General features: G+C 71.4%; 16 protein-coding genes and 1 riboswitch. Of the genes, 5 read left to right on the forward strand and 11 right to left on the reverse strand.

Annotated features, from left to right (window positions below):
* Window positions 1-91: 91 nt before the first annotated feature.
* The 4 genes from ACFXPL_RS09440 to ACFXPL_RS09455 all read right to left on the reverse strand — a co-directional run bounded on the left by ACFXPL_RS09440 (window position 92) and on the right by ACFXPL_RS09455 (window position 3,597).
* Window positions 92-430, reverse strand: a complete 339-nt coding sequence (locus tag ACFXPL_RS09440) for a MerR family transcriptional regulator (protein WP_384915111.1) — start codon at window positions 428-430, stop codon at window positions 92-94.
* Window positions 431-871: 441 nt separating this feature from the next.
* Entirely contained in the window at window positions 872-1,288 is a 417-nt protein-coding gene (locus ACFXPL_RS09445) for an ATP-binding protein (RefSeq protein WP_384915113.1), read from the reverse strand.
* Between the two features lie 300 nt (window positions 1,289-1,588).
* Window positions 1,589-2,611, reverse strand: a complete 1,023-nt coding sequence (locus tag ACFXPL_RS09450; protein WP_384915116.1) for an ABC transporter permease — start codon at window positions 2,609-2,611, stop codon at window positions 1,589-1,591.
* On the reverse strand, window positions 2,608-3,597 hold the full coding sequence (locus ACFXPL_RS09455; RefSeq protein ID WP_384915119.1) for an ABC transporter ATP-binding protein: 990 nt from the start codon (window positions 3,595-3,597) through the stop codon (window positions 2,608-2,610). Before ACFXPL_RS09455 ends, ACFXPL_RS09450 begins: the two co-directional genes overlap by 4 nt.
* A 530-nt stretch (window positions 3,598-4,127) precedes the next feature.
* On the opposite strand from ACFXPL_RS09455, the gene ACFXPL_RS09460 reads away from it, so the two are divergent.
* Together ACFXPL_RS09460 and ACFXPL_RS09465 are read left to right on the forward strand one after the other, a co-directional pair.
* Window positions 4,128-5,336 (forward strand): sensor histidine kinase, encoded by a 1,209-nt coding sequence (locus ACFXPL_RS09460; RefSeq protein WP_384915122.1) that lies wholly within the window; start codon window positions 4,128-4,130, stop codon window positions 5,334-5,336.
* Entirely contained in the window at window positions 5,333-5,989 is a 657-nt protein-coding gene (locus tag ACFXPL_RS09465) for a response regulator (protein WP_384915125.1), read from the forward strand. Before ACFXPL_RS09460 ends, ACFXPL_RS09465 begins: the two co-directional genes overlap by 4 nt.
* A gap of 76 nt (window positions 5,990-6,065) precedes the next feature.
* Here the strand turns inward: ACFXPL_RS09465 and arsB are convergent, their stop codons facing one another.
* Together arsB and ACFXPL_RS09475 are read right to left on the reverse strand one after the other, a co-directional pair.
* Window positions 6,066-7,232, reverse strand: coding sequence for an ACR3 family arsenite efflux transporter (gene arsB / locus ACFXPL_RS09470; RefSeq protein ID WP_384915420.1), 1,167 nt, complete (start codon window positions 7,230-7,232; stop codon window positions 6,066-6,068).
* Window positions 7,223-7,537 carry an ArsR/SmtB family transcription factor gene (locus ACFXPL_RS09475; RefSeq protein WP_384915128.1) on the reverse strand — a complete coding sequence of 105 codons (315 nt, stop codon included), beginning with the start codon at window positions 7,535-7,537 and terminating at the stop codon, window positions 7,223-7,225. Before ACFXPL_RS09475 ends, arsB begins: the two co-directional genes overlap by 10 nt.
* Before the next feature lie 156 nt (window positions 7,538-7,693).
* Here ACFXPL_RS09475 and ACFXPL_RS09480 point away from each other — a divergent pair, with 156 nt between their 5' ends.
* Window positions 7,694-8,110, forward strand: a complete 417-nt coding sequence (locus ACFXPL_RS09480; protein WP_384915131.1) for an arsenate reductase ArsC — start codon at window positions 7,694-7,696, stop codon at window positions 8,108-8,110.
* A 34-nt stretch (window positions 8,111-8,144) separates the two neighbouring features.
* Here ACFXPL_RS09480 and metE read toward each other — a convergent pair whose 3' ends face one another.
* The 3 genes from metE to ACFXPL_RS09495 all read right to left on the reverse strand — a co-directional run bounded on the left by metE (window position 8,145) and on the right by ACFXPL_RS09495 (window position 12,605).
* Window positions 8,145-10,463, reverse strand: a complete 2,319-nt coding sequence (gene metE, locus ACFXPL_RS09485; protein ID WP_384915134.1) for a 5-methyltetrahydropteroyltriglutamate--homocysteine S-methyltransferase — start codon at window positions 10,461-10,463, stop codon at window positions 8,145-8,147.
* A 162-nt stretch (window positions 10,464-10,625) separates the two neighbouring features.
* Window positions 10,626-10,824, reverse strand: a riboswitch (cobalamin riboswitch).
* A gap of 324 nt (window positions 10,825-11,148) precedes the next feature.
* Window positions 11,149-12,072, reverse strand: coding sequence for an SAM-dependent methyltransferase (locus ACFXPL_RS09490; protein ID WP_384915137.1), 924 nt, complete (start codon window positions 12,070-12,072; stop codon window positions 11,149-11,151).
* Window positions 12,069-12,605, reverse strand: a complete 537-nt coding sequence (locus tag ACFXPL_RS09495; protein ID WP_384915140.1) for an EF-hand domain-containing protein — start codon at window positions 12,603-12,605, stop codon at window positions 12,069-12,071. Before ACFXPL_RS09495 ends, ACFXPL_RS09490 begins: the two co-directional genes overlap by 4 nt.
* Window positions 12,606-12,936: 331 nt before the next feature.
* Between ACFXPL_RS09495 and ACFXPL_RS09500 the strand changes: the two genes are divergently transcribed.
* A complete protein-coding gene (locus ACFXPL_RS09500; RefSeq protein WP_384915142.1) occupies window positions 12,937-13,368 on the forward strand; it encodes a pyridoxamine 5'-phosphate oxidase family protein in 432 nt (143 codons plus the stop codon).
* 125 nt (window positions 13,369-13,493) lie between these two features.
* On the opposite strand, the gene ACFXPL_RS09505 is transcribed toward ACFXPL_RS09500, so the two are convergent.
* Window positions 13,494-14,432: an alpha/beta fold hydrolase gene (locus ACFXPL_RS09505; RefSeq protein WP_384915145.1), complete on the reverse strand. Its 939-nt coding sequence runs from the start codon at window positions 14,430-14,432 to the stop codon at window positions 13,494-13,496.
* 223 nt (window positions 14,433-14,655) lie between these two features.
* Here ACFXPL_RS09505 and ACFXPL_RS09510 point away from each other — a divergent pair, with 223 nt between their 5' ends.
* The gene (locus ACFXPL_RS09510; RefSeq protein WP_384915148.1) at window positions 14,656-15,240 is read left to right on the forward strand and encodes a TetR/AcrR family transcriptional regulator; all 585 of its coding nucleotides are present in this window, start codon (window positions 14,656-14,658) and stop codon (window positions 15,238-15,240) included.
* A gap of 48 nt (window positions 15,241-15,288) precedes the next feature.
* On the opposite strand, the gene ACFXPL_RS09515 is transcribed toward ACFXPL_RS09510, so the two are convergent.
* Window positions 15,289-15,684 carry a hypothetical protein gene (locus tag ACFXPL_RS09515; RefSeq protein ID WP_384915151.1) on the reverse strand — a complete coding sequence of 132 codons (396 nt, stop codon included), beginning with the start codon at window positions 15,682-15,684 and terminating at the stop codon, window positions 15,289-15,291.
* Between the last annotated feature and the right edge of the window lie 11 nt (window positions 15,685-15,695).

Consider the following 15,695-nt stretch of genomic DNA (forward strand, 5'->3'; position numbering starts at 1 on the left):
TCGGGTTCGGGGACACCCCGGGGGCTCGGCGCGTCGCGGTCCGGGTCGCGGCGGGGAGAGACGGGCCATCAGTTCGGTCGGCTCCACCACCTCAGACCACGGGCGGTGGATCCGCCGATTCGGCGGCGCGGCGGTACTCGGCGTTGATGCGCAGGGCTTCCTGGAGCTGGTCTTCGAGGATGACGATGCGGCAGGCGGCCTCGATCGGGGTGCCCTGGTCGACGAGTTCCCGGGCGCGCGCGGCGATGCGCAGCTGGTAGCGGGAGTAGCGGCGGTGGCCGCCCTCGGAGCGGAGCGGGGTGATCAGGCGGGCTTCGCCGATGGCGCGGAGGAAGCCCTGGGTGGTGCCGAGCGTCTCCGCGGCCCGGCCCATGGTGTAGGCGGGGTAGTCGTCATCATCGAGACGGTCGAACGAGTCGTTCGCTGTCATCGCACCTCTCTGTGGAACGCGGTGGAGGGGCCCTGGTGCCGTATGGCAGCCGTATGACACCAGGGCCCCGAGGAACCGCTGCACCGTCTGCCGGACCTCCCGGTGCGCGCGCCCGGCTGTCTCTCTGGGCTACGAGAAAAACCATAACCGGACCACATTTCAATGTCTATTCCAGCCGGAGTAGATTTTCGGGTGCCTCGTGGAGAGATAGTCGTCCACGAACGCCGGCCTCGGCAGCGCACGTGCCGTAGCCGTAGCCGTAGCCGTGGGAGAGCTTCGCCGGTTCAGCGGTGACCGCTTCGGCCCGGGGATTCGCGGGGCGCGCGGAGTCCGAGTGGGCCGCTGTGGCGGACCGGACCTTCCCGCATACCACGGTCGCCGTCCGTGGCCGTCCGTCGCCGTCCGCGGCTGTCCGTGGCTGGGAAGAGCACGTCAATGGCGTTACCGGGGGAGGCTGGCGTGGATGGTCTTGCCGGAGCCGGGCCCGGCGGTGATGGCCAGTTCGCTGGTGAGGCGGCGGACCATGTGCCAGCCGAAGCCGCCGGTGCCCCCGTGGAGGTCGGGCGTCCGTTCGCGTGGCGCCGTCGGGCTGGGGTCGCTGACCGCGGCGGTCACCGCGTCCGGGCGGGCGCGGAGTTCGAGGGTGTAGCGGCCGCCGCCGTGGCGCAGGGCGTTGGTGGCGAGCTCGGAGACCACCAGGACGAGAGCGTCCGCCGAGGCCGGGTCCGGGGCCGGGCTGAGGCTGTCGGCGAAGGCGCGGGTGGTCTCACGGGCCTGGTGGATGGTGTCCGTACTGTCGCCGCGCACCACGGTCGGTGCGGGATGCGCCGAGGCGACGGCGATCGTCGAGCTGTTCATGCGCGTACACCCCACCTGTGATCGGTTGTGCCGCTCGGGTTCGTGACAGCCTGGTGCCCGCTTACGCGGCCTTCACACCTTTCCCACCGCTCTGGTGCGGCTTTCGCCTGGCGGGGACACCGGAAGCCCGGCATCGACCTCGACAGGAGATCTGTCGCAGCGGGAGTAGGTGTACGGGGGCGCACCGTACGCACGGCCGAAGTGCGGTAGCGCGGTAAGCCCAGGCCGGACAGTGTCCGGCCTGGGCTTTCGCTGTGCCGTGGGCGTGGCGGGACGCCGAGGGCGTCAGCCGGCCGCGGATCAGAGGAGTCGCTTGCGGCCCCAGGTGATGATGAAGGTGACGACGGCGGCGGTGATGGCGAGCATGATGCCGGCTCCGAGCCACTGCATCGTCTGCATCTGGTCGACCGGGAGGTAGTCGAGGGACCAGCCGATGACGTGCTTGGACTCCAGGCAGGCGGTGTGTGCCCGGTCGTTGTCGACCTGGTCGAGGCAGGTGGTCCAGTCCAGGCGGGCTCCGGAGCTGGTGAGGAAGTAGGTGCCCTGTCCCAGCTGCTCGGCCTGGTCGGGCAGCTCCGGCGGTACCCTGCCGGCGCCGACGCCGTTGTCGGTGCTGATCGACATGACGTGTCCCAGGTAGCGCCAGAGTTCGCTCCAGACGAACCCGATCGCCACGACGATGCCGAGCGTGACCACCATCGATACCAGCGTGCGGCGCAGGAGCAGGCCGGCCGCCACACCCACGGTGAAGGTGAGAAGGGCGTAGGCCACCGGTGTGACCCCCGTGGCACCGAAGAAGGAGGTCCACATGAGACCGTCGGAAAGTCCCTTGACCGGGTTCCACCACCAGGTGAGGACGGAGCTGAGCACGCCGGTCGACAGGGCGAGCATCGTGGCGGGGACGGCGAGTTTCGTGGTGAGCCACCGCAGTCGGCTGACGGACTGCGAGGTCACCAGCTTGGCGGTGCCGGATTCCAGGTCGCCCGCGATGAGCGGAGCCCCGAGGAGGACGCCGGCCAGGACGGGGATGTAGCCGATGTAGCTCTTGATGTTGAGCATTCGGTCGATGTGGGTCTCGAACTCGGGCGGCAGGCCGCCGGACCTGCGTGAGGTCGGCTCCTGGGCGGACAGGAAGTCCATCATCTGCCCGCGCAGGTAGAGCATGGCGAGCACGCCGAGGAGGGTGGCGGCGATGATCGTCCAGAACGCGGCGCGGTGCTGGCGCCAGACGAGCCAGACCGTACCGCCGAGGCGGGGGATCCAGTTGTCCCGCGGGGATCGGGTGGGCGTCGTACGGGCCGGGTCGCGGGTGAGCGTGGTCATGCGGTCACAGCCTTCGTACGGTCGCGGGTGATGATGTCGTGGATGTCGCCGGCCCGGGCGCTGGGGGTGATCAGCGGGGGCGCGTCGGGTGACCGCAGATAGGCGAGCAGCAGCTCCTCCAGGGTCGGGGTCTCGGCGGCGGGCCCGCCGTACTGGATCGGGGCGCCGAGGCGCACCAGGACACCCGGCCGGCCCTGGCCGCGGCGGGAATCGATGATCTGGTGCGGGGCTGCGGCGAGGGAGGGGCCGCCTTCCGGGGCGTCGATCAGGGCGTGTGCGGCGCGCAGTTCGTCCACCTCGCCCGCGAGCCGCAGACCGCCGTTCGCGATGACGAGGAGGTAGTCGCAGATGTGCTCCAGCTCGGCGAGCATGTGCGAGGAGACCAGCACCGTGGTGCCGTGCTGGGCGGCCTCCGCCTTCAGTGTGGCCATGAGCTCGCTGCGGACCAGCGGGTCCAGATCGGCCATCGGCTCGTCGAGGATGAGCAGATCAGGGCGCTTCCCGAAAGCCAGGGCGAAGGCGACCCGGGTGCGCTGCCCGCCGGACAGGGTGCCGACCTTCGCCTCCAGCGGCACCTGGCCCGCGCGGACGATGCCCTCGGCGACCTCCTGGTCCCAGCGGGGGTTGAACTCCCGGCCCAGCCGCAGGGTCTCGGCCACGCTGAAGCGCCGGAACAGCGGCTTCTCCTGGGTCAGGAACGAGGTGCGCGGCACCGCCTCCGTCGACCCCGGCGCCGCGCCGAACACCCGCAGGGCGCCGGTCGTCGGCCGGATCATGTTGTTGGCCAGGCCCATCAGGGTGCTCTTGCCGGCGCCGTTGGGGCCGACCAGGCCGCACACCCGCCCGGCCGGCAGCCGGAAGGAAACGTTCCGCAAGGCCCAGCCGCGCCGGTACTTCTTGCCGAGCCCCTGGGCCTCGATCGCCGACGTGCCGACGGGGTGTGCGCGCTCCGTTCCGCTTCCGCGGTGCGATTCTGCGTGGTCCATGGATGGCTCCTGTGCGTGTGAGGGGAGAGGCGGGCCGTCGTATGTGGGGGAGGGCGGCCGCGTGGTGTCACGTGGGGGAGAGGCCGGCCGTGGGGGGTCGACCGCTGCGGGGGGAAGGCGCTGTCGGGGGCGGGCTGTACGGCCGCTGACGGGGCCTGCCGCGCGGCGTGGCGTGCGGCGGCCCGCCGGTCGGCGGCCGGTGCCGACGGCGGAGGGCGATCGGACCGGTCACGTCCACCCTGTGGACCATGGCGACGGGAGGCGCCCGGCACCCCGGTAGCCTCGGTCGACGTGGAGCGATCCTGAGGCGGAAAGCGGGGCCTGGCCGAGCCGGGCTCCGGCGCCTCCGGGGTTCCCCACCCAGGGGACGTTGGCCGTGGTCATGACATGCTCCTTATGTGATGAATGGCGAACGCCGCCCGGTGCACACCACTCTCCTCGGCCGCGTCCTGCGGCGGATCGGGCGAAAGACAGATCATGCGCGGCCGGCTCCGACTTTCGGCCGGTCGGCCGGAGGGACGGTGAGAGCGATGGCGGAGACGGCGTACGGAGCGGCCACAGCCACGGACACCAGGGGCAGAGGCCGCGCGCTGTTCCTGCCGGCCACGGCATGGCTGCTGCTGGTCGTGGGCCTGGTCGGCCTGATCGTGCTGGACGGCGTGGGCGGCGGTTTCTACTGGATCGTGGATCACGGCCCCGCCAAGCTGATCGGCGCCCTGCTGGCGGTCGCTCTCGTCGTGGTGTCGCCCCGGCTCGGCAGCCGGGCGCTGCCGGCGGTCGGCGGCAGCATCGCGTTCGTGTCGCTGTGCATCTCCGTCTTCCTGCACGTGGAGATGGACGCCGGCTCGCAGGCGATGGGATTCGCCGAACCGGCGGCTCTGGCGTGGCTCATGCTGCTCGTCGCCCGGCGGGGGAAGCCGTCGTGGGCGGCGGTGGCCGTCCCCCTGCTGTACGCGGCGATCGTGCTGCGGCCGGTATCGGTCTCGGTGCGGCAGTCCACCACCATCCTGGCGCTGCTCTTCGCCCTGGCAGCCATCACGGTGTTGGGTATCGGTCTGGGGATGCGTCTGCTGCTGGCGGACCGGCGGCGGCAGGCGGCGGCGCTCCGGCTGGAGCAGCGGACGGAGTTCGCCAGGGACCTGCACGACTTCGTCGCCCACCATGTGACCGGCATCGTCGTGCAGGCGCAGGGGGCCCAGGTGATGGCGGGCCGGCGGCCCGAACTGGTGCCGCCGGCGCTGCTGCGGATCGAGCGGGCGGGTTCGGAGGCGCTGACCTCCATGCGGAACATGGTGGGGATGCTGCGTGACGCCGACGGGGAAGTGGCGCTGACCCCGCTGGCGGGCATCGGTGAAGTGCGTTCGCTGGTCGAGGAGTTCTCGGCGGTCGGCGGCGCCCGGGCCCGGCTCGACCTCGAAGGGGCCTTCGACGACCTGCCGGTGGAGGTGACCACCACCGCGCACCGGGTGGTGATGGAGGCCCTCACCAACGTACGCAAACACGCCCACGGGTGCACCGAGGTGCGGGTGCGCGTGGACCGCTCGGGAGACCGGGTGACCGTACGGGTCAGCGACGACGGACAGCCGCGCCACGTCTCCCACGGCGGCTTCGGGCTCAAGGGCCTGGCCGAACGGGTGGGCCTGATCGGCGGAAGAGTCGAGGCGGGCCCGGTGGCGGGCGGCGGCTGGGGCGTCGAGGCGACACTCCCGGTGTCCACGGCAGGGATGGCACTCTCATGACGATCCGGGTGCTGATCGCCGACGACCAGGCCATGGTCCGCGCCGGGTTCGCGATGATCCTGGGCGCGGAGGACGACATCGAGATCGTGGCGGAGGCCCCGGACGGGGTTTACGCCGTGGAACTCGCCGAACGCCACCGGCCCGACGTGGTCCTGATGGACATCCGCATGCCCCGCATGGACGGGCTGGAGGCGCTGCGCAGACTGACCCGCCCCGGCACCGTGAATCCGCCGAAGGTCGTCGTGGTCACGACATTCGACGACGACGAGTACGTCCAGCGCGCCCTGAGCGAAGGCGCCTCCGGCTTCCTGATCAAGGACTCCGGCCCCGCCCTGCTGGTCGAAGCCATCAGAGCCGCCGCCTCAGGCGAGGCACTGGTCAGCCCGGCCATCACCGTACGGCTGCTGCGCCGCCTCAGCAGCGCCGTTCCCGCGACCCGGGAGCCGGACACCGCGCTCTCCGCACGGGAGAAGGATCTCGTACGTCTGGTGGCCAGAGGGCTGACCAACGCGGAGATCGCCACCGAACTGTCCATCTCGGTGGGCACGGTGAAGACCCATCTCGGCAACGTGCAGATCAAGCTGCCTGCCCGTAACCGGGTGGAGATCGCCGCCTGGGCCTGGGAATCCGGCCTGGTCGACGGGAGACGGTAGATCCCGTTCGCGCCGTCCGCAGGCTGTGTACGGTCACGCGGGCCGGCCGCCGGCCCGGCAGGGGGGCGGAGCCGCGTCAGCTCTCCGCCCGGGCCGTGACGAGCGCGTTCGCCCGGAACTTCGCGCGCCAGGCCAGCGCGACATGGACCAGGCCGATCAGGACCGGGACTTCGATGAGCGGGCCGACGACTCCGGAGAGCGCCTGGCCGCTGCTGACGCCGAAGGTGGCGATGGCGACCGCGATGGCCAGCTCGAAGTTGTTGCCCGCCGCCGTGAACGCCAGCGTGGCGGTGCGGTCGTAGGCGAGACCGATCGCCCTGCCGAGCAGGAAGGTCCCGAAGAACATGACCGCGAAGTACACCAGCAGCGGCAGCGCGATGCGGGCGACGTCCATCGGCTGCGAGGTGATCGTCCTCCCCTGGAGTGCGAAGAGGATGACGATCGTGAACAGCAGCCCGTACAGGGCCCAGGGGCCGATCTTCGGCAGGAACGCCGCCTCGTAGCGCTCGCGGCCCGCCCTCTTCTCGCCGATCCGGCGGGTGAGGAAGCCGGCCAGCAGGGGGACGCCGAGGAAGACGATCACGTTGAGCGCGATGTGCCAGAGGGGAACGTCCAGGCCCTGGCCGTCTCCCAGGCCCAGCCACCGGGGCAGCAGGTCGAGGTAGAACCAGCCGAGCACGCCGAACGCGACGACCTGGAACACGGAGTTCAGCGCGACGAGGACGGCGGCGGCTTCGCGGTCGCCGCGGGCCAGGTCGTTCCAGATGATGACCATGGCGATGCAGCGGGCCAGGCCGACGATGATCAGACCCGTGCGGTACTCGGGCAGGTCGGGCAGGAAGATCCAGGCCAGCGCGAACATCACGGCCGGGCCGGCGATCCAGTTGACGACCAGCGAGGACACCAGCAGCCCGCGGTCGCCGGTGACCGAGTCGAGCCGGTCGTAGCGGACCTTGGCCAGGACCGGATACATCATGATCAGCAGACCGGCCGCGATCGGCAGGGAGATCCCGCCGATCTCGACCTTGGCCAGGGCGTCGTCGAGCCCGGGGATCATGCGCCCCAGACCCAGGCCAGACGCCATGGCGAGCAGGATCCAGACGGCCAGGAAGCGGTCGAGCGTCGAGAGCCGCGCGACGACGGTGTCCGTGCCGGGAGCGCCGGGAGTGCTGGGCGTGGCGGGTGCGGCGGGCGTGGTGCTCCCGGGGCTCCCGGATGTCGGTTCGGCGCCGGTCACGGGCAGGTCCTCTTCGTATCCGCGCTGCGGGTGGCGCGGGCGGTGGCGGCGAGCGCCGTGAAGGAACCGGCCACGGCTTCGAGGACCTCGGGCCTGAGCTTGTAGTACGTGAACCGTCCGCAGGGTTCCGTCTCCACCACCCCGGCCTCGCGCAGCACCCGCAGGTGGTTGGAGAGGTTGGTCTGCTTGGCGCCGGTCTCCTCGACCAGGTGCGTCGTGCAGAGCGTCTCGCGGGCGAGCAGGGTGACGATCCGGAGCCTGAGGGGGTCGGACAGAACCCGGATCAGGTCAGTGTCGACTGAAGTCATCATGGGCTGATACTTTCACATCAGTGGTGGCTGATGTCACCAGGCGGCGGATTCCCGTCGCGAGTTGCGCGGGACCCGAGTTGCGCGGGACCCGAGTTGCGCGGGACACGAGTTGTGCGAGATCGAGTTGCGCGAGATATGAGAAGGAGAGACCGCCAGATGTCCGTCAAGCCCGCTGTGCTGTTCGTCTGCGTCCACAACGCCGGCCGTTCCCAGATGGCCGCCGCCTGGCTGACCCACCTGGCCGGAGACCGCGTCGAGGTGCGCTCCGCCGGCTCCGACCCCGGCGACGCGGTCAACCCGGCCGCGGTCGAGGCGATGGCGGAGGTCGGCATCGACATCTCCGCCGAGACCCCGAAGATCCTCACGGCCGGCGCCGTCGAGGAGTCCGACGTCTGCGTCACCATGGGCTGCGGCGACACCTGCCCGGTCTTCCCCGGCAAGCGCTACCTCGACTGGGCCCTGGACGACCCGGCGGGCCGGGGCGTCGAGGCCGTACGCCCCATCCGTGACGAGATCAGGAAGCGTGTCGAGGACCTGATCGCCGAGATCGCGCCGGGACCGGGGCGCCCGTAGGTGCCCCGGCCCCGGCCCTCCGCGTGCCGCTCGGTCAGGACGCGGGCAGTTCGCCGCGTACCGTACGGGCGGCGGCGACCAGGTTCTCCAGGGACGCCCTGGTCTCGGGCCAGCCGCGGGTCTTCAGGCCGCAGTCGGGGTTGACCCAGAGGCGTTCCGCGGGGATGGCCTCCAGGCCCTCGCGGAGCAGGGCGGCGGCCTCGGCCGCGTCGGGGACGCGCGGGGAGTGGATGTCGTACACGCCGGGGCCCGCCTCGCGGGGGTAGCCGTGGGCGGCGAGTTCGCGGGCGACCTGCATGTGGGAGCGGGCGGCCTCCAGGCTGATGACGTCGGCGTCGAGGTCGTCGATGGCCTGGACGATGTCGCCGAACTCGGCGTAGCACATGTGGGTGTGGATCTGGGTGTCCGGGCGTACGCCGCTGGTGGTGAGGCGGAAGGACTCGGTCGCCCAGTCCAGGTAGGCGGCGCGGTCGGCGGCGCGCAGGGGCAGGGTTTCGCGCAGGGCGGGTTCGTCGACCTGGATCACCGAAGTCCCGTCCGCTTCGAGGTCGTTGACCTCGTCGCGGAGGGCGAGGGCGACCTGGCGGGCGGTGTCGCCGAGGGGCTGGTCGTCGCGGACGAAGGACCAGGCCAGCATGGTGACGGGCCCGGTCAGCATGCCCTTGACGGGGCGGTCGGTGAGGGACTGGGCGTACGAGGTCCAGCGCACCGTCATCGGTTCGGGGCGGGAGATGTCCCCGGCCAGCACCGGCGGGCGGACGTAGCGGGTGCCGTAGGACTGCACCCAGCCGTGCTGGGTGGCGAGGTAGCCGGTGAGCTGTTCGGCGAAGTACTGCACCATGTCGTTGCGCTCGGGCTCGCCGTGGACCAGGACGTCGATCCCCGTCTTCTCCTGGAAGGAGATGACCTCGCCGATCTCGGCGCGGATGCGCTCCTCGTAACCGGCCGTGTCGGTCCGTCCGGCGCGCAGGTCGGCGCGGGCCGTGCGCAACTCGTCGGTCTGCGGGAACGAGCCGATGGTGGTCGTCGGCAGCAGCGGCAGTCCGAGGTGGGCGCGCTGGGCGGCGGCGCGCTCGGTGTACGGCTGGGAGCGGCGGCCGTCGGCGTCGGTGACGGCGGCGGTCCTGGCCCGTACGGCCGGGTCGTGGGTGAGCGCGGAGTCCGTACGGGAGGCGAGGTCGGCCCGGTTGGCGGCGAGTTCGGCGGTGATGGCGCCGGTGCCCCGGGCCAGCCCCTTGGCCAGGGTGACGATCTCGGCGGTCTTCTGCCGGGCGAAGGCGAGCCAGCGCAGGACCTGCGGGTCGACGTCCCGTTCCACCGTGGTGTCGAGCGGTACGTGCAGGAGGGAGCAGGACGCCGCCACGTCGACCCGGGCGGCGAGGCCGAGGAGCGTGGCGAGGGTGGCGAGGGACTTCTCGTAGTCGTTGATCCAGATGTTGCGGCCGTTGACGACGCCCGCGACGAGCCGCTTGCCGGGGAGTCCGCCTGCGGCGGCGAGGTCGTCGAGGTTGGCTGCCGCCGCGTCGGTGAAGTCGAGCGCCAGGCCGTCGACCGGGGCCTTCGCCAGGACGGGGAGCGCGTCGCCGAGCCGGTCGAAGTAGGAGGCGACCAGCAGCTTGGGCCGGTCGGCCGAGCCACCGAGGTCGCGGTAGGCGCGGGCGGCGGCGTTCAGCTCGGCGCGCGTACGGTCCTGGACCAGCGCGGGCTCGTCGAGCTGCACCCACTCGGCGCCGGCGGCGCGCAGGTCGGCGAGGACCTCGGCGTAGACGGGCAGCAGCCGGTCCAGCAGGGTCAGCGGCTCGAAGTCGCCCGCGACTCCGGGGGCCGGCTTGGAGAGCAGGAGATACGTGACGGGGCCGACCAGGACCGGGCGGGCGGTGTGCCCGAGCGTCAGGGCCTCCGTCAGCTCGGCGACCTGCCGGGTGGAGTCGGCGGTGAAGACGGTGTCGGGGCCGAGTTCCGGGACGAGGTAGTGGTAGTTCGTGTCGAACCACTTGGTCATCTCCAGCGGCGCGACATCCTGCGTGCCGCGCGCCATCGCGAAGTAGCCGTCGAGCGCGTCGGCGGTGACGGCCGCACGGTGCCGTTCGGGTACGGCGCCGACCATGACGCTGGTGTCCAGGACGTGGTCGTAGTACGAGAAGTCGCCGGTCGGCACCTCGTGGACGCCCGCGTCCACCATCTGCCGCCAGTTGGTCCGGCGCAGGCCGGTCGCCGTCTCCCGGAGGGCTTCCGCGGTGACGCGGCCCTTCCAGTACCCCTCGACGGCCTTCTTCAGTTCCCGGTTCGGGCCCTGGCGGGGGTAGCCGTACACGGTGGCCCGTGCTGCCGCGGCTGCGGACTTCGTTGTCACGGAAATCTCCTTCGCGAGATGACTCCTGAACATCCCGGGGACGGGACGCGAGCGCGAAGGGGTGACGAAACCCGACGTTCGGTGCGGCGCCTCGGGCGCGCTCGTCCGTCCGGTATGTACGCCGACCCGCCCACGAGGTCACCGGGATATCCGCACGCGATCGGTCGCGTACGGGCAACGGGCAGGTCTTCGGACTCGCGGGCACGTCTGCCGAGGCAGACACCTACTGGCCGTCGCTTCCCGGATCCGGCCGGATCCAGTGCGTATGACGGCGGTCGTTCCCGCTCACCGCTGCGGGGCAGTCCCGGATTCCCACCGGGTTCCCTCTTACGACGCGTCTGCCTGGAGGGCAGGGCGAACCAGCTGCACCCGCCAGGCTAGAGCGTGGACACCCCCTTGGCCGAATGCGTTCACATTCCGGAATGTGACATGGGCCACGGAATCGTGTCGCGGAGCGGAACGGAGCGCGGCATCCTGGACCTGACCGGCGTTCCGGAGGAAGGGGACGCGGGATGGAGGGGCGCGTCGGCGTGACGACCGGTAGCGGGCCTGGACGGGCCGGCGCCCGTCTCCTCGGTGGTCCGATCCTCGGCCTGCTCCCATGGATCATCTTCGCCGTGGTGCCGGGACCGGACCGGAGACGTGAGCGCCGCCGCCCGCTCGGCATGATCGGTCCGCGGTGACCTCATTCGTGTCCGGTCCTCGGGGCGGGCGCCTCCGCGAAGATCCAGCGGTTGGCCGCCAGCGCGTCGTTCGGCTCGGGGAGCGGACCGCGCCCGTGGAGGCGGGTGAAGTCGAACGGCGAGCGGACCGAGACCGACCAGCCCCACCGGGCGAGGTCGGCGGCCGACGCGGGGCGCGGATCCGGGTCGAAGAGGGACGGCAGGTCGATGTCGATCCGCGCCTTCGTCGTCGTGTAGACCGCACTGGCACGTACGTCCGCCCCCTCCAGGTTCTTGATCTCGTACGCCAGCGTGCTTCCGGGCGCGCTCAGCCGGTCCACCGTCGCGATGAGGTGCCGCTCGGCCGCCGCCGGGAGGTACAGCAGCAGCCCCTCGACGAGCCAGGCGGTCGGTACGGCCGGGTCGAAACCCGTGTCGGTCAGCGCGTCCGCCCAGTCGAGCCGGAGATCGGCCGCGAGCGGTCTGCGCTCGGCCACGGGGACGGCCCCCGCCCCGTCGAGTACGGCCTGTTTGAAGGCCATCATGCCGGCGGTGTCGATCTCGTGGATCACACAGCCGGGCGGCCAGCCGAGCCGGAACGCCCGGGAGTCCAGGCCCGCGCCCAGCAGCACCACCTGGCGCACGCCCGAGTCCGCCGTACGGAGCAGATGGTCGTCCAGGACCCGGGTGCGCAGGGCGAAGTACCGGCCGAGGCGGCCCCAGAGCGGGTCCGCGTCCCCTCCGGGCACCTGGTCCGGCCGGACCGGCCAGCCGGCCGAGGCCGGCGCCGCCCGGACGAAGCGCTCCGCGAACTCGTCCCGCGCCAGGGCGTCGGGACGGTGGGTCTCGATGGCGCGGGCGGCGGCCACCATGAGTGCGGTCCGGCCCACGCCCTGCGCCACACCGGGGTTCAGCTCCGGGGCCGTACCGTCGAGGGACCGGGTCACAGCACCACACCCGCGGTCAGGTGGTCCCCGGCGATGCCGGCCTTCTCGGGGCGGTAGAAGTCCCTGATGGCCTCCGCCCAGGCGTCCACCGCGACACGGTCGTCGTCCGTGGGTTCCAAGGCGTCGAACAGGGCGTGGATGTTGGGCCGTTGGAAGCCGACGCCCCTCATCAGACCCACGAAGACGGGACGCGTGACGAGGCCGTCGTCCTCCAGGGAGCCGAGACCGGCGAACGCTTCGGCGAAGGCGTCGATCGTCTCCTCGAACCGCTCCGGCGTCAGCACACAGGCGGTGAACTCCTCCTGGCCGACCCGCCCGTCGCCGTCGGCGTCCAGTTCGGTGACGAGGGTCGTCCAGTACCGGTGGAAGGCGTCGAGCAGCGCGCGCTTCCTGGCGTCGGGGGCCGTGGGCACCGCCCCGACCACCCGGCTGCCCATCAGCGCGAAGTCGCCGGCCTCCAGAAAGCCGTTCCCGTCCGCGTCGAACAGCGAGAAGACGAGGTGGACACGGTGGGTCGCCTCAACGGTACGCATGGCGCTCTCCTCTGCTTTTCGGTCTCGGGCCGCTGCCCCCTCACTATCCGGGCGGGGCGGGCGCGGCGGAACGGAAAGGCCGTCGCGTGCACACGAACGAGGGCAATGCGCCGGGCGGTGCATGAAGTACCGCTGTTCTGGAAAGCGACGGCGTTCCGCCGGGCCTGCGGCGCCCCGTCCCCGGGGTGTCCGGGTGGGTACCGGCATCGGCGTGGGCATCGGCGTCCGGTTCTCCGCACGTAGCATCGACGCGTCAACGCACCGGCGGACGGCGGCGCCGCTCCCGCCGCCGCTGCTCCGCTCCCCGTACTTCCACCGAGAGACTTCCACCATGGCATCACGCGCCCTGCTTGCGGATCCGGCCTTTCTCGCGTTCTGGGAGGAGCGGCACGTGTGCCTGCTCGCCACCCGCCGCCCGGACGGCACCACGCACCTGGTGCCCGTCGGAGTGACCTACGACCCGCGGGCCGGGATCGCCCGCGTCATCACCGGGGGTGGGACGGCGAAGGCCCGGAACGTCATCGCGGCGGGACCTGACGCGCCGATCGCGGTCAGCCAGGTCGACGGAGCCCGCTGGGCCACGCTCGAAGGCACCGCGGTGGTCAACCGCGACCCCGGAGCGGTCGCCGAGGCGGAGCGGCGCTACACCCGGCGCTACAAGCCGCCGCGCGTCAACCCGGAGCGGGTCGCGATCGAGATCACGGTGACCGGGGCCATGGGGAACGTGCGGACGAGGCCGGCCGGGTCCGGACGGGACGCCTGAACGGGGCGCCCGAGTGAGAGGCCTGAACGGAACGCCTGAACGGGAGTCCCTGGTAAGGAAGTCGGACTCCGCGGTCCGAGTTTCGCGCGGCCTTGGGCGGCGCGGCCGGGTAGGTTCGACGGGCGTCAGCCGACGTCGGCGATGAAGTCCGCTACCGCGGCAGCGACAGCTTCGGGCTGCTCGTCGGGGATGAAGTGTCCAGCGTCGGGCACGACGATTCGGGTGGTGTTGTCGGCCCACGGGCTGATGGAGGCGGCCATGTCCGGAACGGAACCGTGGCTGCTGGAGATTCCGAGGATCGGCACGGTCAGGCGCCGCTCCTTGAGCGCCTCGCGGTTCTTACGCGCCGACTCCGCGGCGTCCCGGTAGTACGCGAGGGAAGCGCGCAGGCCGCCGTCGACGGCGACGGCCGCCGCGTAGTGGTCGAGTTCGGCGTCGTCGAACGTGTCGGGAGACAGGGCCTTCACCTTCAGGAACCAGCCGACGTACTCGCGTTCGCGGCCGGCAAGCAGCGTCTCGGGCAGATCGGGCACGGTGTGGAAAGCGAAATGCCAGGTCTTCCACGCTCGATCCGGGTCGGTGGGAATCGCCTCCGGGAGGGTGATGCCGGGAATTCCGGCGTCGAGCAGGGCGACCCCGCGCAAGTGGCTCTCGAAGTTGAGGGCGAGGGAGAAAGCGACCCAGGCGCCGATGTCGTGGGCGACCAGGGAGTAATTCGACACTCCGAGGGCCTTCACGGCGGCGTGGACGTGCGCGGCGACCGCGTGCGTGTCGTAGCCGCGCTCCGGACGCTCGGAGTGGCCCTGCCCCGGCAGGTCGATCGCGATGACGTGGAACCGGTGGGTGAGGCCGGGCATCACCTTTCGCCAGGCCCACCAGGTTTGCGGGAATCCGGCGAGCAGGACGACGGCCGGGCCGCTCGGCCGTCCGCCTTCGACGGCATGAAGGCGGACGCCGTCCGCGTCGACCCAGCGGTGAGTGAATCCGGCCAGATGCCGCAGGGGCAGGTCGCGGACGGGGTTGCTTTCGGAGACATGCGGAGTGCTGGTCGCTGGGCCGGTCACGGGGATCCTCCATCGGTGTCAGGTGTCAGGTGTGCGGTTGGGCGGTGCAGCTGACGGCGGCGTCTGGGACCACGTGGTGTGTTTCTCGCGCGGTCGCGAAATGCGCGCGGTATGCCTGGCCATGGCCACGCTCGAACGCTAACACATCTTGAACTGATCGGTTCAAGATAGAATGGTGCGCGATACGGTCCGAACCATCGACGCATCGGCAAGGAAGTCCCGCGTGGCAGGCAAGAAGCAGTTCGACATGGACACGGCGCTGGACGCCGCGATGATCCAGTTCTGGCGCGACGGCTACGCCGACACCTCATTGGACGATCTGTCTCGGGCGACCGGCCTGAACCGCAGTTCCATCTACTCCTCCCTCGGCGACAAGGACACGCTCTTCCTGCGATGCCTGGATCTCTACGCCGCGCGCTATGGCGAGAAGTACGACGCCGCCCTGTCGTGTGCGGCCTCGGAACCCGTTGCCGCCGTTCGTGCGTTCTTCGACGTCACCCTTGAGCGCATCGCCGATCCCGAACTGCCTGATGGATGCCTGATCGCCCAGTCGGTCATGGCGATTCCAGTGCTGAGTCCGAGCGTCGCGGCGCATGCCAGGCAGGCGCTCGGCTTCCAGCGCCTGCGCCTGCGTGCCGCGCTGAAGGCCGGCCGGCTGACCGACCAGGACGCCGATGCCCTCGCCGTACACGCGGCGGCTGTGAACCAGTCGCTCGCCGTCATGAGCAGGGCCGGGGCGAGCCCGGCGCAGCTCCTGGCTGTCGTGGGCGTGACCGTGGACGCGCTGTCGCAGGCGCCGCGCGCGTGACGAATCCGATACGGCCGTCGGACTCGCGGTCCGGTACGCACAGTCGTTTCATGAGTTCGAGGCGTGCGCGGCAGTGGTGCCAACGGGCTCGGGCCTGGTGGCTTCGTCGCCAATCGGACCGGGCCAGGCGGGCGCGAGGTCCGGGGCCTGCCGCATGCGCCGTGTGATCGCGGCGAGCAGGCGCTGGGTCCCGGGGACGGTCGGCGCGGTCGTGCCGTCGGCCGGCGCCTGCTGGCCGGCGTCGTCGGGTAGGGCGGGTACGGGGTGGGTGGCTTCGGCCAGGGCCGATGCGACGGCCGGCGGCGCGCAGGCGGCGAGCGCGAGCGCGGTGTGCCGCTTCCGGACCCGGTAGCAGCGCGCCGGGGTGTGCTTGAGGCCGACCGCCTGTTTCGCGTCACCGGATGAGCCGGGGATCTCTGCGGCTCGGGCGAGCTGACTGCACATCAGGAGCAGAG

The organism is Streptomyces sp. NPDC059092 (genome assembly GCF_042756365.1).
In the GTDB taxonomy this organism is placed as follows: domain Bacteria; phylum Actinomycetota; class Actinomycetes; order Streptomycetales; family Streptomycetaceae; genus Streptomyces.